General features: G+C 39.8%; 25 protein-coding genes. 19 read left to right on the top strand and 6 right to left on the bottom strand.

Features of this window, described 5'->3' with window-relative positions; all coding sequences use genetic code 11:
• Positions 1-157: 157 nt before the first annotated feature.
• The 9 genes from WKV44_09765 (at position 158) to rlmB (ending at position 12,864) form a co-directional block, all read left to right on the top strand.
• Positions 158-805 (top strand): hypothetical protein, encoded by a 648-nt coding sequence (locus tag WKV44_09765; GenBank protein MEM5948825.1) that lies wholly within the window; start codon positions 158-160, stop codon positions 803-805.
• Between the two features lie 193 nt (positions 806-998).
• Positions 999-1,883: an RNA polymerase sigma factor RpoD/SigA gene (locus WKV44_09760; protein MEM5948824.1), complete on the top strand. Its 885-nt coding sequence runs from the start codon at positions 999-1,001 to the stop codon at positions 1,881-1,883.
• Positions 1,884-2,218: 335 nt separating this feature from the next.
• Positions 2,219-2,881, top strand: coding sequence for an HAD family hydrolase (locus WKV44_09755; GenBank protein ID MEM5948823.1), 663 nt, complete (start codon positions 2,219-2,221; stop codon positions 2,879-2,881).
• 19 nt (positions 2,882-2,900) lie between these two features.
• On the top strand, positions 2,901-7,742 hold the full coding sequence (locus WKV44_09750; protein ID MEM5948822.1) for a hypothetical protein: 4,842 nt from the start codon (positions 2,901-2,903) through the stop codon (positions 7,740-7,742).
• Between the two features lie 119 nt (positions 7,743-7,861).
• A complete protein-coding gene (gene grpE / locus WKV44_09745; protein ID MEM5948821.1) occupies positions 7,862-8,563 on the top strand; it encodes a nucleotide exchange factor GrpE in 702 nt (233 codons plus the stop codon).
• The gene (gene dnaK / locus WKV44_09740; GenBank protein ID MEM5948820.1) at positions 8,564-10,468 is read left to right on the top strand and encodes a molecular chaperone DnaK; all 1,905 of its coding nucleotides are present in this window, start codon (positions 8,564-8,566) and stop codon (positions 10,466-10,468) included.
• 25 nt (positions 10,469-10,493) lie between these two features.
• Positions 10,494-11,630, top strand: a complete 1,137-nt coding sequence (gene dnaJ / locus WKV44_09735) for a molecular chaperone DnaJ (protein ID MEM5948819.1) — start codon at positions 10,494-10,496, stop codon at positions 11,628-11,630.
• A gap of 63 nt (positions 11,631-11,693) precedes the next feature.
• Positions 11,694-12,128: a hypothetical protein gene (locus WKV44_09730; protein ID MEM5948818.1), complete on the top strand. Its 435-nt coding sequence runs from the start codon at positions 11,694-11,696 to the stop codon at positions 12,126-12,128.
• Complete coding sequence (rlmB, locus tag WKV44_09725) at positions 12,112-12,864, top strand: 23S rRNA (guanosine(2251)-2'-O)-methyltransferase RlmB (GenBank protein MEM5948817.1); 753 nt, start codon at positions 12,112-12,114, stop codon at positions 12,862-12,864. The genes WKV44_09730 and rlmB overlap by 17 nt, the downstream gene beginning before the upstream one ends.
• Here the strand turns inward: rlmB and dusB are convergent.
• Together dusB and WKV44_09715 are read right to left on the bottom strand one after the other, a co-directional pair.
• Positions 12,861-13,832, bottom strand: a complete 972-nt coding sequence (gene dusB, locus WKV44_09720; protein MEM5948816.1) for a tRNA dihydrouridine synthase DusB — start codon at positions 13,830-13,832, stop codon at positions 12,861-12,863. The genes rlmB and dusB overlap by 4 nt on opposite strands.
• The gene (locus tag WKV44_09715) at positions 13,832-14,605 is read right to left on the bottom strand and encodes a TatD family hydrolase (GenBank protein ID MEM5948815.1); all 774 of its coding nucleotides are present in this window, start codon (positions 14,603-14,605) and stop codon (positions 13,832-13,834) included. Before WKV44_09715 ends, dusB begins: the two co-directional genes overlap by 1 nt.
• 289 nt (positions 14,606-14,894) lie before the next feature.
• Between WKV44_09715 and WKV44_09710 the strand changes: the two genes are divergently transcribed.
• The 8 genes from WKV44_09710 (at position 14,895) to lnt (ending at position 20,100) form a co-directional block, all read left to right on the top strand.
• On the top strand, positions 14,895-15,782 hold the full coding sequence (locus WKV44_09710) for a M23 family metallopeptidase (GenBank protein ID MEM5948814.1): 888 nt from the start codon (positions 14,895-14,897) through the stop codon (positions 15,780-15,782).
• Positions 15,779-16,150 carry a polymer-forming cytoskeletal protein gene (locus tag WKV44_09705; protein MEM5948813.1) on the top strand — a complete coding sequence of 124 codons (372 nt, stop codon included), beginning with the start codon at positions 15,779-15,781 and terminating at the stop codon, positions 16,148-16,150. Before WKV44_09710 ends, WKV44_09705 begins: the two co-directional genes overlap by 4 nt.
• Complete coding sequence (locus tag WKV44_09700) at positions 16,150-16,641, top strand: DUF327 family protein (GenBank protein MEM5948812.1); 492 nt, start codon at positions 16,150-16,152, stop codon at positions 16,639-16,641. Before WKV44_09705 ends, WKV44_09700 begins: the two co-directional genes overlap by 1 nt.
• A gap of 18 nt (positions 16,642-16,659) precedes the next feature.
• Entirely contained in the window at positions 16,660-17,577 is a 918-nt protein-coding gene (locus WKV44_09695; protein MEM5948811.1) for a stage 0 sporulation family protein, read from the top strand.
• 65 nt (positions 17,578-17,642) lie between these two features.
• Positions 17,643-17,813 carry a hypothetical protein gene (locus tag WKV44_09690; protein ID MEM5948810.1) on the top strand — a complete coding sequence of 57 codons (171 nt, stop codon included), beginning with the start codon at positions 17,643-17,645 and terminating at the stop codon, positions 17,811-17,813.
• Between the two features lie 56 nt (positions 17,814-17,869).
• Complete coding sequence (rpsT, locus tag WKV44_09685) at positions 17,870-18,136, top strand: 30S ribosomal protein S20 (GenBank protein MEM5948809.1); 267 nt, start codon at positions 17,870-17,872, stop codon at positions 18,134-18,136.
• 39 nt (positions 18,137-18,175) lie between these two features.
• Positions 18,176-18,484, top strand: a complete 309-nt coding sequence (locus tag WKV44_09680) for an HU family DNA-binding protein (GenBank protein MEM5948808.1) — start codon at positions 18,176-18,178, stop codon at positions 18,482-18,484.
• Positions 18,485-18,495: 11 nt separating this feature from the next.
• Positions 18,496-20,100 (top strand): apolipoprotein N-acyltransferase, encoded by a 1,605-nt coding sequence (gene lnt, locus WKV44_09675; protein MEM5948807.1) that lies wholly within the window; start codon positions 18,496-18,498, stop codon positions 20,098-20,100.
• 62 nt (positions 20,101-20,162) lie between these two features.
• Here the strand turns inward: lnt and pepF are convergent, their stop codons facing one another.
• The 3 genes from pepF to WKV44_09660 are packed head-to-tail and all read right to left on the bottom strand — an operon-like array spanning position 20,163 to position 23,011.
• Positions 20,163-21,950 carry an oligoendopeptidase F gene (gene pepF, locus WKV44_09670; protein ID MEM5948806.1) on the bottom strand — a complete coding sequence of 596 codons (1,788 nt, stop codon included), beginning with the start codon at positions 21,948-21,950 and terminating at the stop codon, positions 20,163-20,165.
• The gene (gene rdgB / locus WKV44_09665) at positions 21,947-22,534 is read right to left on the bottom strand and encodes an RdgB/HAM1 family non-canonical purine NTP pyrophosphatase (protein ID MEM5948805.1); all 588 of its coding nucleotides are present in this window, start codon (positions 22,532-22,534) and stop codon (positions 21,947-21,949) included. The genes pepF and rdgB overlap by 4 nt, the downstream gene beginning before the upstream one ends.
• 3 nt (positions 22,535-22,537) lie before the next feature.
• Entirely contained in the window at positions 22,538-23,011 is a 474-nt protein-coding gene (locus WKV44_09660; GenBank protein MEM5948804.1) for a methylglyoxal synthase, read from the bottom strand.
• Positions 23,012-23,117: 106 nt separating this feature from the next.
• Here WKV44_09660 and WKV44_09655 point away from each other — a divergent pair, with 106 nt between their 5' ends.
• Positions 23,118-23,747 carry a YigZ family protein gene (locus WKV44_09655; protein ID MEM5948803.1) on the top strand — a complete coding sequence of 210 codons (630 nt, stop codon included), beginning with the start codon at positions 23,118-23,120 and terminating at the stop codon, positions 23,745-23,747.
• The gene (locus WKV44_09650; protein MEM5948802.1) at positions 23,737-25,005 is read left to right on the top strand and encodes a M20 family metallo-hydrolase; all 1,269 of its coding nucleotides are present in this window, start codon (positions 23,737-23,739) and stop codon (positions 25,003-25,005) included. The genes WKV44_09655 and WKV44_09650 overlap by 11 nt, the downstream gene beginning before the upstream one ends.
• On the opposite strand, the gene WKV44_09645 is transcribed toward WKV44_09650, so the two are convergent.
• Positions 24,971-25,834 (bottom strand): hypothetical protein, encoded by an 864-nt coding sequence (locus WKV44_09645; GenBank protein MEM5948801.1) that lies wholly within the window; start codon positions 25,832-25,834, stop codon positions 24,971-24,973. The genes WKV44_09650 and WKV44_09645 overlap by 35 nt on opposite strands.
• Position 25,835: the final 1 nt, after the last annotated feature.

Genomic DNA, 25,835 nt, shown 5'->3' with positions numbered 1-25,835 from the left:
AATGTAACAATAAAATAAACCGAACGGGGGACTGCCTTACGGCATTCCCCCTTTCTGCGGGGTGCTTGTGCTAATATACTCAGGCATAAAAATTGAGGAAAATAAGTTAGTAGAAATACGCTTGCCTTATCAGCATTCTTTGGCTACTTTATGAGTGATGGGCGAGTTAAACAGGTTGTACAATAATGCCATAAGGGCTCTTGCGAGACACGATAAAGAACGTGCATTGAGAATATTTAAGAGATATATATCTATTTGTCCTGCGGAAGACAAACGTCTTGCACGAGTATTAAAGTTTACTGGCAATATCCTATGGTCTTTGGGACTCAAAAAACAGTCCTTGCGTGTGTGGACTCTCTCCTGCAAAATAGAACGGCAGCCTTATCTTGCCTTGCGGATAAGATATGCAGCTCATGGCAGTACTGATGTTTCTTCGTTTCAGTCGGATAGGAATTTGTTTTTTTCCATACAGCAGGAAAAATATCTTTCTTCCAAGACTTGTAAGCATTACACTTCCAATGCAGAGAGGGATATGATTTTTGAGCTCATCTCCGAATATTGGAAAGACTTTCTCAGAACATATCCCCATGTTCTCTCTCTTAGAAGAGAAGAGAAAATAAGGCTTTTTTATTCTGTTGAGATTGTTTTCCCTTTTGTCGCGGTTGATTACATGCAGAAAACCAGAGCCTTTGTCTCTTTCTTTGACTCTGCCTCGGAGAATATAAAATGCTCCTGTGGGAGCGGACTTCCATATAGGCTGTGCTGTGGGAGCAAAAACAACATAGAAGACTGGCCTGTTGGGTAATTTTGACACATGTTTTGCTGGTTTTTTCTGCGATAGTGCAAAATGATACACCTTATGATTTTTTAATAGTTGGAATGTCCTTTTATGTTTTTTTGTCTATAGTATAAAGTATTGTTTCATAAACAATTATTTATATAAGCTTTTCTGTTTTGTTATTGGCATGCTTGTTGCTAATAATAGGCAGGAGGCTTCAATGGCTGTAAAAACTATAAAGAAAAAAAGAAAGATAGCTGATGTTAAAACATCTGATGAAAATACTCTCTCAATGTATCTTAAGGAAATCAACAAGATTCCTCTTCTTACAAGAGAAGAAGAAGATTATTATGCTCGTCTTGCTGTCAATGGTGATGAGGAAGCTAAGCAGAAACTTGTTACTGCCAATTTGCGATTTGTTGTCAATGTTGCTAAAAAATATCAGAACCAGGGACTTCCCCTGTCAGATCTTATAAGCGAAGGCAATATAGGTCTGCTTAATGCAATAGAAAGATTTGATCCTGATAAGGGATATCATTTTATTTCCTATGCAGTATGGTGGATAAGGCAGGCTATTCTCAAAGCCATAAGCGAAAAATCACGCATGATAAGACTTCCTCTTAACAGGGCCAACGAGCTTGTACAGATAGAAAAGGCAAGAAAGATTATCAATTCTCAGGGCGGTGAGTCTGATGAGATAAGCCGAGTGGCAGAGACTCTTGATTATGATGAGTCCCATGTTGCCAATCTTATCAATATTTCTCGCGACTATGTGTCACTTGATACGCCTGTATATGAGGATAAAGACTCTACCATGCTGGGAGATTATCTTAGCGATGATGCTTCCAGGCCGCCTGAAGAAGTTGTTGTGGAGCAGTCTCTTAAGAACGATATAGACAGGCTTCTTGAAACTTTGACTGAGAAAGAAGCTGATATTATAAGATATAGGTTTGGTCTCAATGGCCGGCATCCAATGTCTCTAAAGGAGATTGGCGATATATATAATCTTACCAAAGAAAGAATAAGACAGATAGAGAAAAAGGCTCTCAAAAAGATGCAGGAATCCGGGTTTGCAAAGACTCTAGAAAGTTATATTGCCTCCTGATTTTTTGTCCTTTATCAGAATGCGACCTTGCCATACGAGCGGGTCGCTTTTTTTATCTTGTAAAGTAACATCAGTAAAAATTTTATAGTCTCCCAATACCGAACGCACGGCCCGCTAGCCGGTCCGTGCTGCCTCCCGGCAGAATAAAAATGGTATATAAAAGTCTGTTTGCCTCATGTATGCCGCAGGCAGGAGGGACTGCGCTTTTCTTTCTTTTGTCCTTTGTGCAGCGCAGTCCCGACGTTCGGTATCATTTTTGTACTTTGGAGGTATATACTTGCATTTTACTGTTTCTGTCCTTATTATAGCTTTTAAACGGATTTATGTGAGGGTTCATGGATATTAAAGCTGTTGCATTTGATCTTGACGGTACTCTTTATCCCAACTACAGAATGTATCTTTTGTCCGTGGGGTTTGCCTTCAGACATCCTTATCTGGTCTATTGTTTTAATGAGGTCAGAAAGGAGATAAGAAAGGTGAGACCTGTTGATGATTTTAAGACTCTTCAGAGGGATTTGCTTGCAAAGAGGATGGGGGTACCGCCAGAGAGGGCTGATGAGCTCATAGAAAAGAAAATTTATCAGGCATGGGAGCAGTCTCTCAAACGGCTTAGGACTTATCCTTTTCTTAAGGATGTGCTTGTTGCTTTGAGAGAGGATGGCTATAAGCTTGCTGTCATGTCGGATTTTCCTGTTCTTGCCAAGCTGGGGTTTTTGGGGCTTGATGATTTGTGGGATACTGCTTTTTGTACGGAGGATACGGGGTATCTCAAGCCTAACCCGGAGCCTTTTATGGAGCTTGCAAAAAGGCTGGATTGTGAGCCTTCTTCTATTTTATATGTTGGAAATAGCTATTCTTATGATATAATAGGAGCACATAATGCAGGGTTGAGGTCTGCCCATCTTACCAAGAGACCTCCTTCCGGCTCTGTGGCAGATTTTTCTTTTTCTTCTTATCCTGCTCTGCTTGAGTGGATAAGAGAGCGGAAGGGGACTTGATTATCAAAAGGGAGGGGATATGTTTGATTTTGCCGATATTATTATTCTGCTGCTCGTTGGGCTTGGCCTTTATATTTTTAGAGTAACGGATAGAAATAGCAAGACTCTGGATAAGGTTAGAAGATACGCTGATAAGACGCGCTCGGATCTCGATGCTGTGCTTGAGGATAAACTGGAGGATTTTAATCGTATTGCGATAGAGATACAGACTCATCAGAATTCTGTAAAGGACCTTATTGCTTATCTGGAAGAGAAACTGGATGAGATAAGAGAAAAAAATAATGATGTCGGCGAATTAAAGAAGAGGATAGAGGAATATGATTCTGTTCTTGCTGAGCTTGTTGAGATGACAGGCAGGGCTGAAGAGAATATAAGCAGAATCAAGAATGAGTCAGAGTTTGTTGACAGGGTGGGTAAGCGTATACGTGCCGCTTATGCTGAGATAGAGAAGATCGAGAAGGCTTTTCCCGTGCTGTCAAAAAAGTTTTCCCGCATCAATCAGGAGCAGCTTGAGAAGGTGCAGGCTTCTCTTACGGAGAAGACAGAGGAAAAGCTTTCTGCTGTTCTTTCTGCTATGAGCGAGCTTGAGAATAGGGAGCAGGCTCTTTCCGACAAAATTGCTTCTTCTGAAGAGCTTGCCCTCAAAATGGGGGTAGAAGCGCAACAGATTTTAAAAACTCGCTTTCAGGAGCTTTCTGAGGCGCTTGAGAAAAAAGGAGAAGATGTTCTTGCTGGTATGTCTTCCGAGACAGAGCAGCTTCAGGAAGGGCTTTTTGAGGTTGTAAAACAGGTTGAGGCTCTGAGAGAGAGAGAGAAGAACGAGCTTGAGCAGGCTGTCGGGGCTTTTAGAGAGCGCTGTCAGTCAGTGCTTGATGGATACAGGGCTTCTCTTGGTGAGCTTGCTGAGAAGGCTTCTTCTCTTGAAACAGAGGGATTTAATAAGCTGGCAGAAAAGATTTCTCAGAGAGAGAAGGTATTGCTTTCTTCTCTGTCCAAGTCCATAGATGTGACGGATAAGGAGCTTGAGAAGATAAAGGGTCTTATCCATGAGAGGATTGAGAGGCTCAATTCTGATGTGGGACTATGGGAAGCTGATTCCAGAGCTTTGTTAAAGGGTAAGATGGATGAGCTTGGTTCCCAGTTGGAGCAGGAGCGAGTCAGCCTTGCATCTTCTGTTGAGCAGCTTTTTTCCGAGCTTAGGGATAGAGAGGAAGAGTTAAAGCGCAATTTTGAAGATTTTGCTTCTTCTCTGGATTCTGACTTTATGGAGGCAAGGAAGCTTATAGATGAAAAGTCAGAGCAGCTTGAGTCAGGGTTATATGGGGTGGAGCAGAATATTGCGGATAAGATTGCTTCTCTTGAGGAGACCGCAAGGCGAAATGTTGACGATGTTCTTGTCAGAATAAACAGGGATGTTGAGGCGCAAACAAGTGCTCTTAGAGAGGATATAGAGGCAAGGTTAGATGCCTTGAGAAACAGTATGGAGCAGTCTCGCTCCAATCTGGAAAGTATATTCTACGAGCTTAAGAATAGAGTTGATTCCTGGACAAGTGGTATGGATGAGTATACTGCATCTCTTGAGTCCAGGATTGGTGCCTTGTCAGAGCAGGCAGAGAATATGCAGAGACAGCAGAGCAGCATACTGGAGGATTTTGACAAGCGTTTTGCTGCTGAGATGGAAAGCCTTTCCACAAGGATGCAGGAGGCAAAAGAGCTCGCAGAAAAGGAGCAGGAGCGTATCTTGGCAGATGTCAGAGAAAAGCTTGCTGCTGTGGAGGCTTTTTCTGAGCAGGAGGGGGAAAAGCTGTTGTCTGATGTCAAAGCTACTCTTGACGAGAAAGAGAATGTTTTCTATGAGCTTGTAAACAAGCGCTTTTCTTCTATAGAAACTCTTCTGGAGCAGGAAAATCTTTCTGCTAATGAGAGAATAGAGAAATTATCCGGGTTTTTCTCAGGGGAGACAGACAGGCTTTCTTCTTATGTATCTGATTTTACTTCCGAGCTTGAGAATAGGATATCTTCTGTTAAGAATGATTTTTCTGATAAGATTGGACAGCTTTTTGCGGATTATGAGTCTGCTCAGGAGAGAATATCCGGACTTCTTTCTTCTGCAGAGCATGCTGTAGGCACGCGTCTTGAATCTCTAGAAAACAGACTGCAGGAACTGGAAGAACGTCAAAACTCAGAGTTGAGTATTGTGAGTGATGCTTTTTCTGAGAGGCTTGAGTCTTTTAGGGCTGAGCTTGAGAGAGAGTTCTCCAATATGAGACGAGAAGGAAAAGCCTCTCTTGAAGAGCTCAAACAAAGTCTTGATTCTGCTTCTTCTCGTCTTGCAGAAGAGCTTTCTTCCAAGGTTGCTGCAATGGGTTCCTCTCTTGTAGAGGCAGAGCAGGATATGAAAACCAGATTGTTGGATATTGATTCTAGACTGGATGATTTCTATGCTACGCAGCAGGATAAGCTTGGTAGGGCAGAAAAATCTCTTGCCAACAGGTTGTCTGAGCTTTCTGCGAGGGAGTCTGAGCTTGCGGATAAGATAGAGAAGGCTTCGGTATTGCTCCAATCCATGCTAGCAGATACCAAAGCAGGCCTTGAGAAGGATTTTGAAGATTTTCGGCAGTCTATTACGGATAAGCAGAAAGAGTTGTATTCTATTGTTGAGAACAGAGCTAATGAGTTTGAGGACTCCACATTGGTTTCTCTTGATGCCAGATTAAACGAGTACAACAGGGATTTTGTCTATAGGCTTGAGCGTATAGAGAATATAAGCTCTGATATAGACTCTCTTGAAGAAAGTTTAAAAGATGCTCTTGAGGATACCAAGGCAAATATAAGACAGGAGTATCAAAACTTTTATCAGCTTTTGAGAGATGAGCAGAACTCCAGTAGAGAAGAGCTAGAGTCCCAGATGCAGGCGATAGAAGGGCATCTTGCAGAGCTAAGAGAGCAGATCGACCTTCTCAAAAAAGAGGCATACGATAGAATATCCGATGGCATCAAGGATTTTGAGTCCGGTCTTATGGAAGAGCTAGAGAAGAGAACCGAGAGCCTAAGAGGTAATATAGAAACTAGAGAAATAGAGCTTGCTGATAAGTTGTCCGGTATTTCCACCCAGGAAGAAGAAGCCAGAGTCAGATTGGAGCAGTCATATACTGAGGAGCTTAAAACAGGGCTGGAACAGCTCAAGGCTTCCGTGTTTTCCAGGCTCAATCACTTTCAGGAACAGGTTGATCAGTTTGAACATGTTATAAGAGAAAGATTGGATGGTCAGGAAAGTACTATAAAAGTTTTTCAGAATGCTATTTCTGAACAGCTTTCCAGTATAAAGGAAAATGCCAAGACTGAAATGCAACAGGAGCTTTCTTCTTACAGGCTATATATGGAAGAAAACCTTGCAGCTCAGAAAAAAGATGTTTTTGCAAGGGTTGATAGTATAATGGCTCATGTTACCGAGCATGAGACAACTGTTGAGAAACTTATGGCTGCATCCAGGCAGGATGTTTCCAGATGGCAGTCTGAAATAGAGAATATATTTGCTACTACGAGAAACGATGTCAACGGACAGTTGTCTATGCTTCGCTCAGAACTTTCTGAGAATATCGATGTTATAAAAGAGGAGTTTGCAGCGGAGAAAACCACTATAATAGATAATGCAGCCAAATACAGGGAACAGCTGAGTGAAAAACTGTCTCAGATAAAGGCTGATATGGATTCGTTGGAAGAAAGGCTTGAGAGCATGGCTTCTGAGGCTCTGGATGCCTTTTCTGCACGCTATGCTGCGATGGAAGATAGCCTTGATAAGCACAAAGAGACTGTTGACAATGATATAGAAAGCAATACAAGGGAGTTTAAACAATCTATAGTTGAAGTAAGGAGTCAATTTACTGCTATGCAGCAGAGATTGTTTGCAAAACTGGAAGAGGATGGCAACCGGATATCTTCTGTAATAGCAGAGATAGAAAAAAAGCAGAAAGATTTTATTGAACAGACAAGGGTGTTTGATAGGGCAGATAGGCTCAAGGAAAATCTTGAGAAAAGTATTATTTCTCTTAAAGAAGAGATTGCAAGAGTAGAGTCTCATGCAAAGGAAACAAGGAATCTTGAGCTTCAGTTTCAGCAGGTAAAGAAACAGGGTGAAGATGTTTCTGCAAGACTCAATCGCTTTATTAACGAGAGAAAAAGAATAGACAGATTAGAGGATGATTTTAAGAAGCTTCTGGGACTTTCCCAGGCTGTTGAGCTTAAGCTGCAGCAGATTACGGATAGCAGTGATAAGCTGCAGAGCATACAGGCACGTCTTAGGAATATAGAAGAGACTCAGTCAGTTGTGGACAGGGACTTTGAAAGGTTGCTTAAAAAGCAGGAGATTCTTGAGACAACCACAAGTATGGTTGATAAGAATTTTAGAATGATTCAGGAAATAGAAGAAACAGTAGAAGGATTTAGAGACAGATTGGAAGAGATGCCTGCCATGATTGCTGAGATTAAAGAACAGATAGGACTTATAGATAAGGAACAGGGGGCCATAAGGGATGCTGTAGAGAAGCTAAATCAGCTTGATTCCATATTGCTTGAGATGGAGGGCAGAGCTGACAGACTACAGCAGGCAAGAGAATGGCTTGCTCGCACGGAAACTAGGTTGGAGGAGATTTCCAGAAGGGCGGAGGAGCAGGTAAAACTGCTGGGTACTTTACTTGATGCGGAAGAGAAAGGAAGAAAAGATAGAGGTGCCCCTGCTATGTCAGAAAGGGATGCTGTAATAAGGCTTGCCAGACAAGGGTGGGAAGTGGATGCAATAGCCCGGGCTACCAAGCTTAGTAAGGGAGAGGTTGAGCTTATTCTTGAGATGTCACAAAAATAGAAATTGATTTTTTAAAGGCAGTTATAGGCTTGACGTTTTTTACTCATTGTTAGTATTTTTCCGACATATAATATAATAAGTATATTTTTTTATTATTAGAAAAAGCATAAGGAGTGATAATGGAAGAGGTAGGAATGGTGGAGGAGAAGAATTTGAATAGTTCTCAGGAAGAACAGCAGGAGAGCAAATCAGAAAATAATACTAATGAGTTTGAAAAAGATAGCAATGAGAGCGATAAAACTATAGAGAAGCTGCAAGAGCAGCTTAAGACTTTAGAAGAAGAAAACTCCGTGTTAAAACAGCAAAACTCCGAGCTTAAGGATTCTTATCTGCGTTCTAGAGCGGATTTTGATAATTATAAGAAAAGAATACAGAGAGAATTTGAAGAGAAAGAAAAATTTTTGGTACAGAAAGTGATAGAAGATATACTGCCTGCTCTTGATGATCTTGAGCGTGCTGTGGATGCTGCAAAAGATGCCGATGATGTGACTGCACTGCATGAAGGTGTGACTATGATATCTTCTCAGATATTGTCTGTTCTTGAGAAGAAGTGGGGTTTGGTAAAATTCTCCGCTCTCAATGAGCCTTTTGATCCCAATAAGCATGAAGCTTTTATGATTGAGCAAGGAGATTATAAACAGCCTGTTGTTATAGAAGAGTTTCAAAAAGGATATAGCCTTCATGAGAGGATAATAAGACCGGCTAGGGTTAAAGTGGGAATGCCTGCTCCTTCCGGTCAAAATAATAAAGATGATATGTCCGATTCCCGGGCAGAAGAACACACGCAAGAAAAACAATCCGATGAAAAAGGGGAGAATTAAATGGGAAAGATAATAGGAATCGATCTGGGAACAACCAATTCATGTGTTGCAATTATGGAAGGCAATGAACCTGTGGTTATTGCTAATTCCGAAGGGCAGAGAACTACTCCGTCTATGGTTGCTTTTACTCAAAATGGCGAGAGGCTTGTGGGACAGCCTGCAAAGAACCAGATGATTACCAATCCTGAGAATACCATCTACTCCATAAAAAGGTTTATGGGAAGGCGTTACGAGGAAGTAACGGAAGAAATCAGGATGGTACCATATCATATTGTGCAGGATTCTAGGGGCGGAGTAAGAGTTGATGTCTCCGGCAAGCAGTATTCTCCAGAAGAAATTTCCGCTGCCATTCTTCAGAAGATGAAAAAAACAGCGGAGGATTATCTTGGTGAGCCGGTAACAGAGGCTGTAATAACTGTTCCTGCTTATTTTAACGATGCACAGAGACAGGCTACCAAGGATGCAGGGAGAATTGCAGGACTCGAGGTGAAGAGAATATTAAACGAGCCTACGGCAGCAGCTCTTGCTTATGGTCTCGGTAAAGATCAGTCCAAGGATCAGAAAATAGCGGTTTTTGACTTGGGTGGAGGTACCTTTGATATATCTATTCTTGAGCTTGGCGATGGAGTTTTTGAGGTAAAATCAACCAATGGAGATACTCACTTAGGTGGAGATGATTTTGACCAGGCTATAATTGATTGGCTTGTAGATAGCTTTAAAAAAGATTATGGCATAGATCTGTCTCAGGATAGAATGGCTCTTCAGAGGCTTAAGGAAGCTGCTGAAAAGGCAAAGAAAGAGCTTTCTTCTTTGCAGGAGACAGAGATAAACCTTCCGTTTATCACTGCGGATTCTACTGGTCCCAAGCATCTTAAGTACAATCTGACCCGGTCAAAATTTGAGCAGCTTATAGATGGTCTTCTTGAAAGGACTAAGACTCCGTGCATAAATGCTCTTAAGGATGCGGGGCTTAGTGCATCTGATATTGATGTTGTTATCCTTGTAGGTGGTTCTACAAGAGTTCCTGCCGTACAAAAAATAGTAAAAGAAATTTTTGGTAAAGAACCCCATAAGGGTGTTAATCCTGATGAAGTTGTTGCAATGGGTGCTGCTATCCAGGGTGGAATCATAGCAGGAGATGTCAAGGATGTGTTGCTTTTGGATGTTATTCCTCTTTCTCTTGGTATAGAGACTCTGGGTGGTGTTTTTACAAGGTTGATAGAAAGAAACACCACTATTCCCACAAGAAAATCTCAAATTTTTTCTACTGCAGCTGACAATCAGACAGCGGTTACTATCCATGTCCTCCAGGGGGAGAGAGAAATGGCTTCCCAAAACAGAAGCCTGGCTAGATTTGACCTTGTAGGAATACCTCCTGCACCAAGAGGGGTTCCTCAGATAGAAGTAATGTTTGATGTTGATGCCAATGGCATATTGCATGTATCGGCTAAGGACCTTGCAACAGGTAAAGAGCAAAAGATCAGAGTTGAGCCTTCTTCCGGTTTGACAGAGGACGAAATAAATAAGATGGTAAAAGATGCTGAGCAGAATGCTGATGCAGATAAAAGAGCCAGAGAAAGAGCAGAAGCAAGAAATGAGGCGGATAATCTTATCTACTATACAGAAAAAACTCTCAATGACCTTGGAGATAAGGTTAAGCCGGAGGATAAGGAAAGCATAGAAAAAGCTATAAGTGATTTGAGAACAGTAATGGATGGAGATGATGTGGATGCTATAAAAGCAAAGACAGAGGCTTTAAAGCAGGCTTCTTATAAGATAGCAGAAGAAGTATACAAGCGCTCCCAGGCAGGAGATGCACCTGGTGATACATCTTCTGCCCAATCGTCATCTTCTTCTGAGAATGTTCAGGATGCTGATTTCGAAGTTGTAGACGATGACAAATAAATCATCCGGTAAGTGAGGAAACACCTTGGCTAAGCGTGATTATTACGAAGTCCTTGGAGTGCCCAAAGGGGCCTCCAAGGAAGATATAAAAAAGGCATATAGAAAGCTGGCATTAAAATATCATCCCGATAGGAACCCTGGAGATAAAGAGGCAGAAGAAAAATTCAAAGAGGCGAGTGAGGCTTATGAAGTTCTCTCTGATGATAAAAAAAGAGAGGCCTATGATCGGTTTGGCTTTGCCGGCCTAGACGGTATGTCTGCCGGATCTTCCGGGGGCTTTTCTTCTGGGTTTGGCGGTTTTGAGGATATTTTCGGAGATTTCGGAGACATTTTCGATGCTTTTTTTGGCGGTTCTGGAAGAAGGACTTCTCGTTCTTCTTCCAGTGTAAGGCGCGGTGCTGATCTGAGGTATGATCTGGAGGTTGATTTTGTAGATGCTGCTTTTGGAACCAAACTGGAGGTATCTTATACAAGACATGCGGAGTGTGATACCTGTTCTGGTACTGGTTCTGCTGATGGCAGAGGTAAGGTGGTATGTTCTGTATGTGGGGGGTCCGGTCGTGTAAGGAGATCCTCCGGGTTTTTTTCCATTGCAACAGATTGTCCCAACTGTCATGGTGAAGGATATGTGATAGAAAATCCCTGTAGAAAGTGCAGAGGGACAGGTCTTGCCGAGAAAAAACAGAGGATAAAAATAACCATTCCCCCAGGGGTAGAAGATGGGGAGCGCTTGGTGATTCCCAAGATGGGAGATGCAGGACAGAATGGAGCCCCTGCGGGAGATCTGTACATAGTTGTCCATATAAAAGAGCATGATAAATTTATAAGACATGGAAATGATGTATATTGTGCCGTATCTGTTTCCATAACAAAGGCTATTCTTGGAGGAGAGATATTTGTAAAAGGGCTTGATAATTCCTTGTTAAAGTTAAAACTTCCTTCAGGTACCCAGCATGGCCAATTGCTTAGGATAAGAGGAGCCGGTATACCTAGAAGAAGTAATCCTTCTGTAAGAGGCGATATGTATGTTGAAATCCATATCGTTGTTCCAGAAAGACTGAGCTCCAGAGAAAAAGAACTTTTTGAACAATTAGATAAGGTTATCGGAGAGCAAAAATCGGATTTGTTATCCAGAGATTCTATAATTTCCATAAAAAGATAATGCGTCTCTCTTATTTTATTTATTAATTATTATTTGTGTCGATATAAAATCGAGGAGAGACGCATGCGTAAATCTTTCATAGTACTTTTGTTGTTTTTTGCTTTTTTTTGCTATTCGCAGGAGAAACTCAATCCAGTTGATGAAAATAATGATGGTATAGTAGATCAGTGGTTCGAAATCGGGGAAAAAGAGACTTTTTGGTTTGTTGCTGATCAGGATTATGACGGGGGGGTTGATTATAGAGCTCAAATGAATGAAGACGGAAGAAAAATCTATGAAGAGATTGATTTTAATAAAGATGGGGAAATGGATGACTTCTATTTTTATGAGAAAGGGATGCTTGTAAGAGAAGAAATTGATAGTAACTTTGATGGTGTTGTGGATATATGGATTTTTATGGATGAGGGTGTTTATATTATGCGATATGAACAGGATACTAATTTTGACGGGAAAGTTGATTATATAAAGGATTATTCTAAAAATGAAAAAGAAGAGTAGTTCTAGTTTCTGGCGATATCTATATGGTAAGAATGTAATAAAGGCCTATATAGAAAAGATAGATAATAATCATTCTCATGATGTAGAAATTTTGCTATCAGATAAGAATAAATATAAAGATATAAAAATATTAGCAGATAAAAAGAATATCCCGATTCTCTATTGTAAAAAAGAAGAATTGGATAGATTTTTCGGACATGACAAACATAGAGGGCTTTTATTAAAAGTCCCATCCTCCGATAGACCCAGTCTTAAGGATGTTCTGCCCTTTCCTGAAAATTCTGTTGTAGTTATTTTGGATCATATAGAAGATCCTCATAATATAGGTGCCATAATAAGAACCTGTGATAAATTTGATATTGCTGCCGTTATTGTCCCTTCACGCAGAGCTGCTGTAGATAGCCCTGTCATAAGCAAGGTATCTAGTGGTGCAGATGCTTTTGTCCCCTTAATCGTAGAAAACAACCTTTCCAGAGTAATTGATATTCTTAAAGAAGATGGTTTTTGGATATATGGTGCCGATATGTGTGGAGATTCTTTATCTGGTGTTTCTTTTTCCGGTAAAATTTGCCTAGTGATGGGAAGTGAGGGAAATGGCTTATCAAGACTTGTTAGAGAGAAATGCGACTATATGGTATCTATTCCTTCCGGTGGGAATATAGATTCTTTTAATGTTTCTGTTGCAACCGGAATCTTGTTGTATGAGATAGTCAGACAACAAGGTAAGTTCGATTAAGAAATACTGTCGATAAGTCTTTTATAGTCATCCTGGGATTGACATGAGATAAAATCTTTTCTTAGCTTAGCTGCATGAGGAATGCCTTTGATATACCATGCCATATGTTTTCTTAGTTCTTTTACAGCTGTTCTTTCGCCTTTTTCTTCTATGGCATATTCCAGATGTCTTAACATGGTGTTTTTTATTTCCGATATATCAGGCTCTTTATATTTCCCGTAATTTAGGTATTCTTTTGTTTGTCTAAATATCCATGGTTTTCCCATGCTCCCTCTCGCTATCATAACAGCATCACAGCCTGTTTCTAGAAAGGCACTTTCTACTTCTTCCGGACTGTTTATATCTCCCGAGGCTATGACCACTAATTGTGGAAACTTTTCTTTTATGTTTTTTATATGTGTCCTATCTGCAAATCCGCTGTAGCCTTGTGTCTTTGTTCTTGGGTGTATACATAAGGCATCAACTCCTGCCTCTATTGCCGCTGTGGCTATCTCCATATAGTTTAGGAATTCTTGGTTCCATCCAGAACGTATTTTTATCGTTATTGGTGTTATTATCCTTTTTTTTATTTCGTTTATTATTCTATATATTTTTTGGGGTTCTCTCATAAGTGCGGCTCCGGCTCCTGTTTTTGTAACTTTAGGAACAGGACAACCTGAGTTGATGTCTATAATACAAGGATGATATGTGTTTTCCAGTTTCTCTGCGGCTTTTATCAGCATATCCTCGTTGCCGGAAAATATTTGAACAGCTAGATACTTTTCTTCCTGACTTTTTTTTAAGAGTGCTTCTGTCTTTTTGCTGTTATAGAACAATCCTTCGGCAGAAACCATTTCTGTGTATGTTAAGTCGGCTCCATTTTGTGCGCATAATTTTCTAAAAGCCATATCGCTTATTCCTGCCATTGGTGCAAGAAAAATATTGCCGGGAACCTGCAGAGAACCTATTTTTATTTTTCTATACAGCATTACTCACTTATATTAAAAAAAGAAAGGGCATTTTGATAGGTTGCTTCTGCTATTTCTTCTTGGGATTCTTCGCGAATATTTGAAAGATGCTTTATTATTTCTATTAGATATATGGGTCTGTTTCTTTTTCCTCTATATACGGCAGGTATCATAAATGGACTCTCCGTCTCTACGAGCAATCTATCCAAAGGTATCTTTTTTGCGGCATCCTGGAGCTCTTTTGCATTTTTATAGGTTACGTTTCCTGCAAGAGATATCATTATATTTAAATCCATGGCCTTTTTTGCAAAATCCCAGTTTTCTGAGAAACAATGCAAAACAGCTCCTCTAGAAGGTATCTTTTCCTTTAATATTTCTAGGATGTCTTTTCCGGCTTCTCTGTTATGTACAATGACAGGGAGATTGTACTTTTCTGCCAATTCCAATTGCTTTATAAATAATTCTATCTGAGAGTTTTTATCTCCGAATTTTCTATAATAATCTAGACCTGTTTCACCGATAGCTATAACACGGGGTTTTGTTATACCTTCTTCTATTTTTTGTATCCAGTTTTTACCTGGTGATTCTACTTCTGAGGGAGCTACCCCGACAGCATGATACACGTTGGAGGCGGTTCTTAATTGGTCATAAACAACAAAAAAATCATTGATATTATTACAAATGCTTATTATCCCGACAATTCCAGCCTGTTTTGCTTCTTGTGTAATAATGAGTCTTTCTATAGCATCCTCATGTATGAGGCTTATGTGAGAATGAGAGTCAAACAACCGCATATGTCCCCTGCTTTTTTTATGGAATGTGTAAAACTTATATATAAGACAATAGCATGTTACCTTTTTTCAGTCAATAAAAATATTTTGTTTGACAAAATCTTTTTATTTGTGATAATCTATAATGTGCAATTTATAGCCAAGGAGCAAAAACGTGTCTGTGACACGAGAATATAAAAAATTGGAAAAAGGTTTTTTTTCTAACCTCTTCAAAAAGTTAAAAAGCGTTGGATATAGGGTCCTGAACGTTTTAAAAAAAGGTTTTGCCTTTTTAGGTAAAAAATATACTATAATGTTTATTCCCCATTCAGAGAATAAGGTTATAAATGTTCAGTTTTCCTTCGTCACCCTGCTTGTTTTTTCTCTGATTTTTATTTCTGTTTCTGCTGGTTTTTTATGGACAGGTTCAAAGATAGCAGGTGTTATGACAGAACTCACCAGAAAGGAATCTTCTTTGAAGCGAGCAGAGGCTAATCTGGATAGTGTCAGAGAAGAAATTATAGAACTAAGGGAAATTGCCAGCATATTTAAAAAAGCGCTTTCTGAGACTGCCGGTATAGTAGGTACCGGGCTGAGTGAGGATTCTCCTACTGGAGAGGGGGACTTGTCAGGATTGACAGGAACTTTATCCCTTACAGAAGGTGAGCTTAAGGATGTTGCTGAGCTTAGAGAGCTTAAGGTTACGCTTAGAAAGGCTATAGATTCTTTTTCTCAGATAAAGAATGTGCTTGGAGCTCAGAAGGATCTTCTTGTTAGCATACCCAGTATTTGGCCGGTTAAAGATGGCAAGGGTATAATAACGCAGTATTTTGGACCTGCCTTGCATCCTTTTTATAAAAACTGGTATTTGCATAAAGGGGTGGATATTGCCTATCCTTATCCTGTACCTGTTCTTGCTACTGCAACAGGTAAGGTTGTGGAAGCCAAATCCGATCCTCTTGGTTATGGAAATTATGTGGTAATCAGACATAAGTATGGATTCTATACTCAATATGCACATTTAAAGTATTTTACGGTGCAAAAAGGACAGGAGGTTCATCAGGGGCAGGTGATAGGTCTTATGGGGTCTACTGGCTTGTCTACGGGAAGGCATGTTCACTATGAAGTTATAATTGGTTCTGAGGTTGTTGATCCTCTAAAATTTCTGAATATTTCTGAAAATAAAACGAGTTCAAAATGAAGGCATTGAAAGAAACGCATATTAATTCTATAGTTGGTGCCGGATGTAGAATAGAAGGAAAAATTAACGGAGCTCATTTCTTAAGAATAGATGGCGATGTTATAGGTAGTCTCAGTGCAAGTGGTAAGATTGTGGTGGGAAAGAGTGCGAGGTGCGAAGGTTCTTTATATGCAAAAGAGATAAGTATAGGTGGTGTGGTCAGAGGTGATTTGATCGCAGAGGAGAAAATAATAATCCTGTCTTCTGCAATAGTCATGGGTAATATAGAAGCTCCTTATCTTGTTGTAGAGGAAGGAGCTGTTCTGCATGCCACTTGTATTGTGGGAATGGAAATCTCTTCCGGCAAGACTGCTGTTGGAGCAGGTTGATGGAATCCATAGAACCTCAAGCCGGGTACTTTTTTTCTGCGGCCAGACAGCAAAATCTGGAGAAGAAGAAAAAAAGCAAAAAATCGGAAAAAGCTACGTTCTCTAAAATACTAAGAAACAATGCTGGTAATAATATAAATGCAGAGCCAGAATTAGTGGGAAAACATGATGAGCTCTCTTTGGAAGAAATGCTGGATGACATTCACAGTCTTGGGGATAGATTAAGAAACTCTCACTCTTTTGATGATATAAAGGCCTACAGAGATGCTGTAAAAAAATTCCTTGCTTATGTGGTTGATAATATGCTGTGTTTTGAACAACATGTTTCTGGAAGTGGTATAGATAAAAGAAAAAAATATTCTCTGATAAGAATAATAGATAGGAAGATGGAATCTTTGGTCGCAGGTATAATATTAAACCAGATAAAACAGCTGGATATTCTTGAGAAGTTGGAAGAAATACAGGGCATGCTTGTTGATTTGTTGTCCTGAAAGATGTAATCTTTTGCCATGCAACATCTAAAATATAAGACATGTAATGATTGTGCTGTTTCTTGTGATAAGAAACAGCGCTATAAGATAGAAACTCATTTTGTTCTTGTAAAAGTCTTGCATACCAGTGAGACGGAAATTTGTTCTGTCCCGCAAGATTTGGAAATTTTCTCTACTGACTATGTAATTGTTCAGAGTAAGTATGGCAGGGATCTTGCCATTGTTCTTGGTCCTGCCAAATCAGAGAGAGAAAGCCTGTCAGAAGAGAAGGATACTAGCGTAAAAGAATTATATAGAAAAGCGACAGAAGAAGATATAGTTAAGTACAATAAAAACATAGAAGAGGAGAAAAAGGCTTTTGATCTTTGCCTTGATAAGATAAAAGAGCATGGGCTTGATATGAAGCTCGTTTCTGTCCATTATCTTACGGATGAACCCAAAATTCTCTTTTTCTTTACTGCTGATGGGCGTGTTGATTTTAGGGCTCTTGTCAAAGATCTTGTTTCTATGTTTAAAAAACGGATAGAGCTTAGACAAATCGGAGTCAGAGATGAGGCTAGACTTGTAGGTGGGGTTGGCGTCTGCGGAAGAAGTCTTTGCTGCCATTCTGTAACAGATCATTTGGTGCCTGTTTCCATAAAAATGGCTAAGGTCCAGAATATATCTCTTAATTCCATGAAAATATCCGGGCCCTGCGGTAGACTGTTGTGTTGTCTTGCGTATGAATATGACATATATGAGCAGGAGAGACAGGAGTATCCTGTTGAGAATACCAGGGTAGAATACGATGGGATGTTTTTTAAAGTCACGGAGGTAAATATTCTGTCGCAAAAAATATATCTTTCCGGACCTGATGGACAATTTTTGGTTGTCGGAAGAGAAAATATTGTTTATTCTAATGACAGGTGGATGATAAAGCCTGATGTTGAGTTGTGATTGACACAAAAATATATGTTGTGCTAACATCAGTTCCACTGTAAAATATATGTTGGAGGCTATATATGGGTAAGGTGAGTAAAAACGCTAAGGTTAACCGTGGTGCTCAAAAGCTCCTGTGTTCCTGTGGCGGTGAGATACAGGTTAAAGCAGTATTTGAAAACGGCAAGCTCAAAACTCATGCCGTATGCAGTAAGTGTAAAAAAACAGGGCGTCGCCCTAAAGACCTTTTTTAATAAAATATTGACGTATCAGAAATTGTGTGTTATGTTAGTCTGACAGGAGGATGGATTTGGGTTCCAAGAATGCGCAGAAGAGAGAGCGGCAGAATAAAAAAAGACAGCTGCGAAATAAGGCCGCAAAAAGCAGAGTAAGGACTGAGATTAAGAAGTTTCTTCTTGCTGTAAAAAGCAATAACAAAGAAGAAGCAGAATCGCAGCTTAAATTGGTTGTAAAACAGCTTGATACGGTTTCCCGTAAGGGAATCCTTCATAAAAATACTGCAGCGCGTAAGAAGTCCAGGCTTTATAAAAAGCTCAATGCTTTAGCTGCAGAATAATTCTTCTGGGGGGACTCCCTCCATAGTAAAGGAGTGCCTGTGGACAGAAAAATAGAAAAATTGACAAAGGCACAGATTGTCGAGAGTATTTCTCAGGATTGTGATTTGAGCAAGAAGGATATCCAGTTTGTAATTGACTCCTTCTTTGAAGAAGTGAAGAAGGCTCTAGTAGACGGTAAGACTGTGGAACTTAGAGGCTTTGGCACTTTTGAAATCAGAATCAGAAAGGGAAGAGAGAGGGCCAGAAATCCCAAGACAGGTGAGATTGTGACAGTCTCTGATCACGGCGTTGCTGTCTTTAGGCCGGGGAAAGAGCTTAAAGAGTCCGTCTGGAATGTAAAAGAATAATTTTCTTCTCCATGAAGAAGCTATTATCTTTTTTTGAAGGAAGGAGCATATCCAAGCGCTTCTTCCTCGTATTGTGTTCTGCGGTTCTGTTTGCTCTTTCTTTTCCCAATCCACTTGTCAGGGGTGGTATAGGGGTTCTTGGCTTTTTTGCTCTTCTTCCTATCTTCCCTGTTATAAGACATTCTTCTTGGAAAACCATATGGCTGTATGGCCTTTATCATGGTTTTGCTTCTTATGCACTTTATAATTTTTGGCTTGCTACGTTTCATCCACTTGCCATATTTATTGTTCCTCCTATATATGCCTTTTATGGAATTTTTTTATTTCTTGCTTTGAAACTAGCAATATATTTTTTCCCCAATCGTGGATATATATTGCAGACTTTTATCTGGGTTGCTTATGAGTATCTTAAGACCACTGGATTTTTGGGCTATCCCTATGGGATTATAGGTTATTCTCAGTATGCGTTTATACCTTTTATACAGATAGCTTCTTTGGGTGGAGTTTGGCCAGTATCCCTTATGGTAGTATTTCCCTCTGCCTTTTGGGGAAATCTGCTTGCTTCTTCTAATGTTTCTTTATCACTCAAACAAGAAAAAATCCCAGCTCTTGTCTATGTTGGGCTTTTTACGCTTATCTTGATATATGGCTTTTTTTCTCAGGTTGATTATTCTGCTTCTCCCACATGGAGGGTAGCTCTTGTACAGCACAATAAAGACCCATGGAAAGGAGGTCTTGTAGCTTATCGGGATGGTTTTAACAGGCTTAGAAGATTGTCGGAAGATGCTATAAAAGAATCTCCTGACTTGGATGCTGTAATATGGTCTGAAACAGCCTTTGTCCCATCTCTTTACTGGCATATGTATGTGAGGACAAATCCTCTTTCTACTAGGCTGGTTGAGGAACTATTGGCATATCTGGAATCAAGAAAGGGCTATACATTTGTTTTTGGCAATGATGACGGGAGACCTGTGAGGATTGATGATGGAAAAGTGGAGCGCATAGATTACAACGGAGTTTATGCCTATATAAACGGCAAACTCTCAGAGCCGCCTTACAGAAAACTGCATCTTGTTCCTTTTACGGAGCATTTTCCATATGAAAAACAGCTCCCCTTTCTCTACAATTTGCTTAAAAATGCAGATACCCATTTTTGGGAAAAAGGTACTGATTATACCATCTTTGATGATGGTAAAGCTAGATTTTTTACGCTTGTATGTTTTGAAGATACCTTTGGTTATCTTGCCAGGGAGTTTATAAAGCGCGGTGCACAGGTTATTATAAACGTCGGCAATGACAGCTGGGCTGGTGTTGTTTCCAACGAGATGCAGCATATGACAGTCGCTCTTTTTAGAGCCATTGAGAACAGACGTTTTTTTGCCCGTGCTACCAATGGTGGCATGACTGTTGTAATATCGCCAAACGGCAGAATTCTTGCACAACTAGAGCCTTTTACAGAAGATTATCTTATATATGATATACCTGTATATGATTCTGTTACAACACTTTATACCTTATGGGGCGATTGGTTTGCTTATCTTTCTCTTTATGCATCAGTTTTGGCACTGGCAGCCGGATTTGTTCTCAGACTTATAAAAAAAGGCAGGGCGGATTAGCCCTGCCGTTCGGTTTTTTTATTTTTAGACCGAACGCGTTTTGCCCAAGTCAAAACGCTTTTTTACAGAAGAGATTTTTCCAGCTCAGCTACGTGAGAGGCAAAAACTTCAGAAAGTCTTTTGTACGGAGCGTCACTCATGAGGTCTACCCCGGCTTTTTTCAGGTTTTCTATGGGGAAGGATGAGCCTCCGTTTGATAAGAATTGTCTGTATGCTTCTTTTGCTCCGGCTTTATCCTGTTTTACAGCCTCTGCAAGATTGAGAGCTGCTGTTATGCCTGTTGCATATTTGTATACGTAGAATGCTCTGTAAAAGTGAGGAATTCTTAATGATTCGTAGCAGTCTATTTCTCCTATCTCTACTGCAGGACCGAAGTATTTTTTTAGCAGTTTTTGGTAAATCTCCAGGATGTTTTGCCCGGTTACGGGTTGTCCTGCATCTGCAATGTTGTGCACAGCCAGCTCAAATTCTGCAAACATTGTCTGTCTAAAGTAGGTGCCTATCAGCTCATCTGTATGTTTGAGTATGAGTGCTGTTTTTAAGGTCTTATCCGCCTGCTTGAGCATGTAGTCCAAAAGGAGCTCCTCGTTGAATGTGGATGCTACCTCTGCTTCAAAGATTGAATAGTTATAATGTGGGAAGGGGTTATTTTTTACACTGTAATATGAGTGCATGGAGTGTCCGGCCTCATGTGCCAGTGTAAAGACGTGTCTCAGCACTGTGGGATCATAGTTGAGCAGGATATAAGGTTCTCCGGAGTAACAGCCATAGGAAAATGCTCCAGAACGTTTACCCTTGTTCTCATATCTGTCTACCCACCCTGAGGTGAGTCCTTTCTTTAAAACATTGGTATAATCCTCTCCCAGCGGGCTAAGTGCCTTGCAGACAATTTCTACAGCCTCTTCATACGGGTAATTGATTTTTGGCTCCGATGTGAGAGGAACTTTTGTATCATAGAGCTTTAGTTTATCCAGGTTTAACTTGTTTCTTCTAAGCTCATAATATCTATGCAGCACAGGGAGTGCTTCTTCTACCTGTTTTATCAGATGTGTATACAGTTCTGTAGAAACATCGTCAGGATAAAGCTTGGCTTCCAGGGATGACTTGTAGCCTCTTAACCTTGCTTCTGTTGAATTTTGCTTTACCTGAGTTGTATAAAGCGTGGATATTGTATTGTAGTGTTTCTTATATTGGTTAAGATACTGCATATATGCTTGTTCTCTTATAGCCCTGTTTCTATTTTCCATAAAGCGCATATATGAGCCATGAGTCAAAGACTCCAACCCCTTTTCTGTCTCCACAGTGCCAAATTCCATATCCACATCATTAAGAGCAGAAAAAGCCCTCTGAGCAAGAGACCTGGACTCGGAAAGTTCTGCAAGAAGTTTTTCCTGTTCTTCCGTAAGTATATATTTTTTATACCTCAAAAGCTTTTTTAACCAGATGTGATAATCTTTTTGAGAATCATCTTTGAGCACATAATCTGTTATTTCTTGAGGCAACTTTAGAATCTCTGGTTCTACAAAACTGAGTGCACTTGAAAATTGTGCGGAAAATCCCAGATAAATACCCCATAATTTTTGTCTTTCTGCTTCTCCTCCGTCCTCAGAAAGTCTTAGATATGCATATACACCTAAGGCTTCTGCTTTTTGTAATAAGGAGAAATATTTAACCAGAAAGTCCGAAAAAACTTTAACGGATTGGGAAAGCTTTCCTTTATACTCTAGCAGAACAGGAATCTCTTTTTTTATTTCTTCTAGTGTTTCTTCCCACTCTTTATCGTTTGCAAAGAGGCTAGATAAATCCCAGCAATCCTGCTTTTTTTGTTCTTTTCTTGTGATGAGTTTCATATATCCTCCAAAAGTTTTGATATTCTTTTTGCTGCCTTCCCTCTGTGGGATATCTTGTTTTTTTCCTCGGGAGATAGTTCTGCAAGGTGTTTATCATATTGTGGCAGATAGAAGATAGGGTCATAGCCAAATCCGTTTGTCCCGCGTTCCTCTGTTGCAATATAACCTTCCAGTGTTTCCTGCACAGCATATATTCTCAATGGGTTTATAAAAAGAACCATGCAGCAGACAAATGCTGCTTTTCGTTCTTTTTTGTCACCCATAAGTTCCAAAAGAAGTCTATTCTTTTCTTTCTGGTTAAGCTTTTTTCCTGTTTCCTGTTCTCCAAATCTGGCAGAATGTATTCCAGGTCTTCCGTCAAGTGCTTCAACACTAAGCCCAGAATCATCGGAAAGAACAGGTTTCTCTATCTGTTTGTATAATGTCTGTGCTTTTTGTATCGCATTTTCTATGTATGTCTTTCCTGTTTCCTCGCAGGAGAAGCTTATACCCATGTCCTGAGGCAATAGTATGGTGTGGGGATAAAGTATCTTCCCCAGTTCTTCTTTTTTGTGCTGATTGTTGCTGGCAAGGATTATTTGCATCTTTTATTCTCCGGGTACTGTTCTGTTTAAATAGCTGGAATAATCTCTCTTTATGGGCTGGTATTGCTGTTTAAACAACTCTGATGAGATAATAAAGTCTGCTGTGGATCTGTTGTTTGCTATGGGAATATTATATAGAACTGCTATTCTTAATAAAGCCTTAACATCGACATCATGTGGTTGAGGTTCCATTGGATCCCACAGGAATATAAGTATATCAACTTTCTCTTCTGCTATCATAGCGCCAAGCTGCTGGTCTCCTCCCAATGGTCCTGACTTTAATCTTATAATGGGATATGTCTGTCTGTCTCCTTCTTCCATAAGACCTGTTATGGTTTCTTGTACAAGCTTTCCTGTAGTACCTGTGCATACAAGCTTATGCTGGATAAGAGTTTTATAATTCCATCTTACCCACTCAAGTAAATCCTGCTTTCTATTATCATGTGCAACAAGGGCAATTGTCTTTACATAATCCATTTTTTCCTCCGTATAATGCATATTACTCGATAAATTACCATAAGAAAAGTATTGTCGTATTTTTTTATATATTGAGTGTTTTTAGAGTCTTATATAATCTTGTTATATGAGTTCTTACTTTATGATATCTTCCGTTTCCATGGCAGAATATACTGTAAAGCGTTCTCGTTTTATATCCTATGCTATTCCCGTGATAGATAGGGATACGGCAGAGATAGAGATAAAAAAGAAACGAGAAGAATATTCTGATGCAACTCATGTTGTATATGCATATGCCATAGGCAAGCCAGGTTCTGAGATTATTGGCATGAGCGATGATGGTGAACCACATGGAACAGCTGGAAAACCCGTTCTTTCTCAGATAACAGGAAGGAACCTGTGGAATCTCCTTGTTGTTGTTATTAGATACTTTGGTGGAATAAAACTTGGAACAGGAGGACTTGTTCATGCGTATGCGGAGGCTGCCAGACTTGCCCTTGATTCTTCCGACATTCGTGAGTATGTTCCTATGTGTGAGTTTTCCCTGTCATGTTCTTACGAACTTTATCACAGGATAAAACCGCTTGTTGACAAGTATTCTTTGAAAATAAAGAATGAAAACTATGCGAGCTCTGTTGAGCTTGATGCCTCTATTGCAGAAACTAAGTGGCATAATTTTAAAACTGAGCTTATGAAACTTTCTCAGGGAGGCAAAAACCTAGTGCTTAAATTTAATGGAGGGAATAATGAGTGCTGAAAAAATAAAAGCCTATATAAAATCCAGAAAGTCCGATATGATAGAGCTTCAGAAGCTTCTTACAGCAATTCCTGCTCTTGCTCCTGATATAGGAGGCAAGGGAGAGTGGCAGAAAGCAGAAGCTCTGATTGCTTGGCTTGACGAAAACCTCATATCTGTTGCAAAAGATAAAGGATACAATGCAACCATCTCTGTTATAGAGGTTCCTGACCAAAGAGCAGAGAGAGGCTCCAGGCCTTCTGTAATCTGTTCTATAGATAATATAGATAAAGATAATAATTCTTCTTCTTTTTGGATTATGACTCATCTTGATGTTGTTCCTCCCGGGGAATATTCTCTGTGGGAAACAGACCCTTTTTCTGCTGTTGTTAAAGATGGCAAGATATATGGAAGAGGGACAGAGGATAATCAGCAGTCTTTGGTAAGCAGCATTTTTGCAGCGCTTGCTATACTTGAGCTTGATTTGGAGCTGACTTGTTCTCTTAAGCTTCTTTTTGTAGCTGATGAAGAATTTGGCAATGAGTATGGAATAATTGCACTACTCGAGCAGCATGGAGAACTGTTTAAAGAAGGGGATGTCTTTCTGGTTCCTGATGGAGGTTTGCCTGACAGCTCTATGATAGAGGTTGCAGAAAAAAGCCTTATGTGGCTTAAGTTTACAACAAGGGGAGTTCAGTGCCATGCTTCTAGGCCTGATTTGGGTAAGAACGCATTTGTTGCCGGTTCCGAGCTTGTTGTGAGGCTTGCTTCTCTTGGTGAGATTTTTTCTACTACCAATGAGCTGTTTACTCCACCTTTTTCTACTTTTGTTCCATCCAAGAAAATGGCAAATGTTCCCAATATCAATACGGTTCCAGGAGAAGATGTTTTCTATGTGGATTGCAGAATACTTCCTGAGGTTGATCTAGACGAAGTCTATTCTAAGATAGAGTCTATCTGTAAGGAGGTCGAGAAAAAATATGGAGTGGAGATTAATATAGAGACTGTACATAGGATAACCTCTCTCCCTACCCCTTCTGATGGCAAGCTTGTAAAAGCTCTTGAAGAGGCAATAGGTGAAGTCTATGGTATAAGAGCAAAACCTATGGGAATAGGTGGTGGGACTGTTGCAGCTCCACTGCGTAATAAAGGCTTTGAAGCTGTTGTGTGGTCTACTGTTGGAGAAATGGCACATCAACCCAATGAGTATTGTCTCATTGATAATATGCTTAGAGATGCGGAAGTCATGGCTCTTCTTGTATCACGTTGTCACAGATAATAAGAATTTTACCTTCTTGTAATATTTTTCTATTTTCATCCTTTGCCAGAAGAAGTTTTATAGCTTCTTCTGGTAAGACTATATCTGTTGGATTTTTACCAAATATTGCTTTTGCCTTTATCCTAAGAGGTTTTTGACCTATTCTGTTCAGAAAAGGCTTTTCGTCATACGAATCGGTGTAAGCTGCAATGCCTGTTTTTTTTGCTGTTTTTGGATCCAGCATTTCTACTGATAATATTAATTCTCCACGGCTGTTAAATATGCGAGGAAATATAGCTGGAATCAGCTTTCCTTTATTTTCTGTACCATAAATAGGGAGTTCTCCTTTTGCGTCTATTACAAGACCAGTAAAACTATCTGCTGCAACCCATCCGAGTCTGTGAGGTATTTCTTCTGTCATACTATGATTTATAAGAAGCTCTGCTATTGACGGAAATAGCTCTATGTCTACTGATATTGTAAGACTATCAAGGTCATCGCTGTAACTTATATTTTTGTTCTTTATTTCCTTATCTATTTCCAAAAGCTGTAGATTCAATTGTGGTTGTTTTAAAAGAATATCTGATATATTTTCCCTTGAGTTTACTTGTATCTTTTCCATTGCAAGTTTTATGTAATAAGGTAGAAGGGATTCTATTTCTCTTTGTGTTATGTAAGGTGATATGGGACTTAGTTCTTTCTCTCGTGTTGATTGGGTTAGGCTTATGCTAAGCTTTCCTGATTTCCAGTCCAGAGTATATTTGAGTTCTGCTTGTTTTTCTTGTTGTGATGACAATGTTATCGAGGATATAAAAGAGAAAAACAAAAATATGATTGTTTTTTTATCCATT

The organism is Spirochaetia bacterium 38H-sp, from assembly GCA_039023545.1.
Taxonomy (GTDB): Bacteria; Spirochaetota; Spirochaetia; order Winmispirales; family Winmispiraceae; genus Rarispira; species Rarispira pelagica.
The sequence above is the reverse complement of the archived record's forward strand: the minus strand, read 5'-3'. Positions and strand labels throughout refer to the sequence as shown.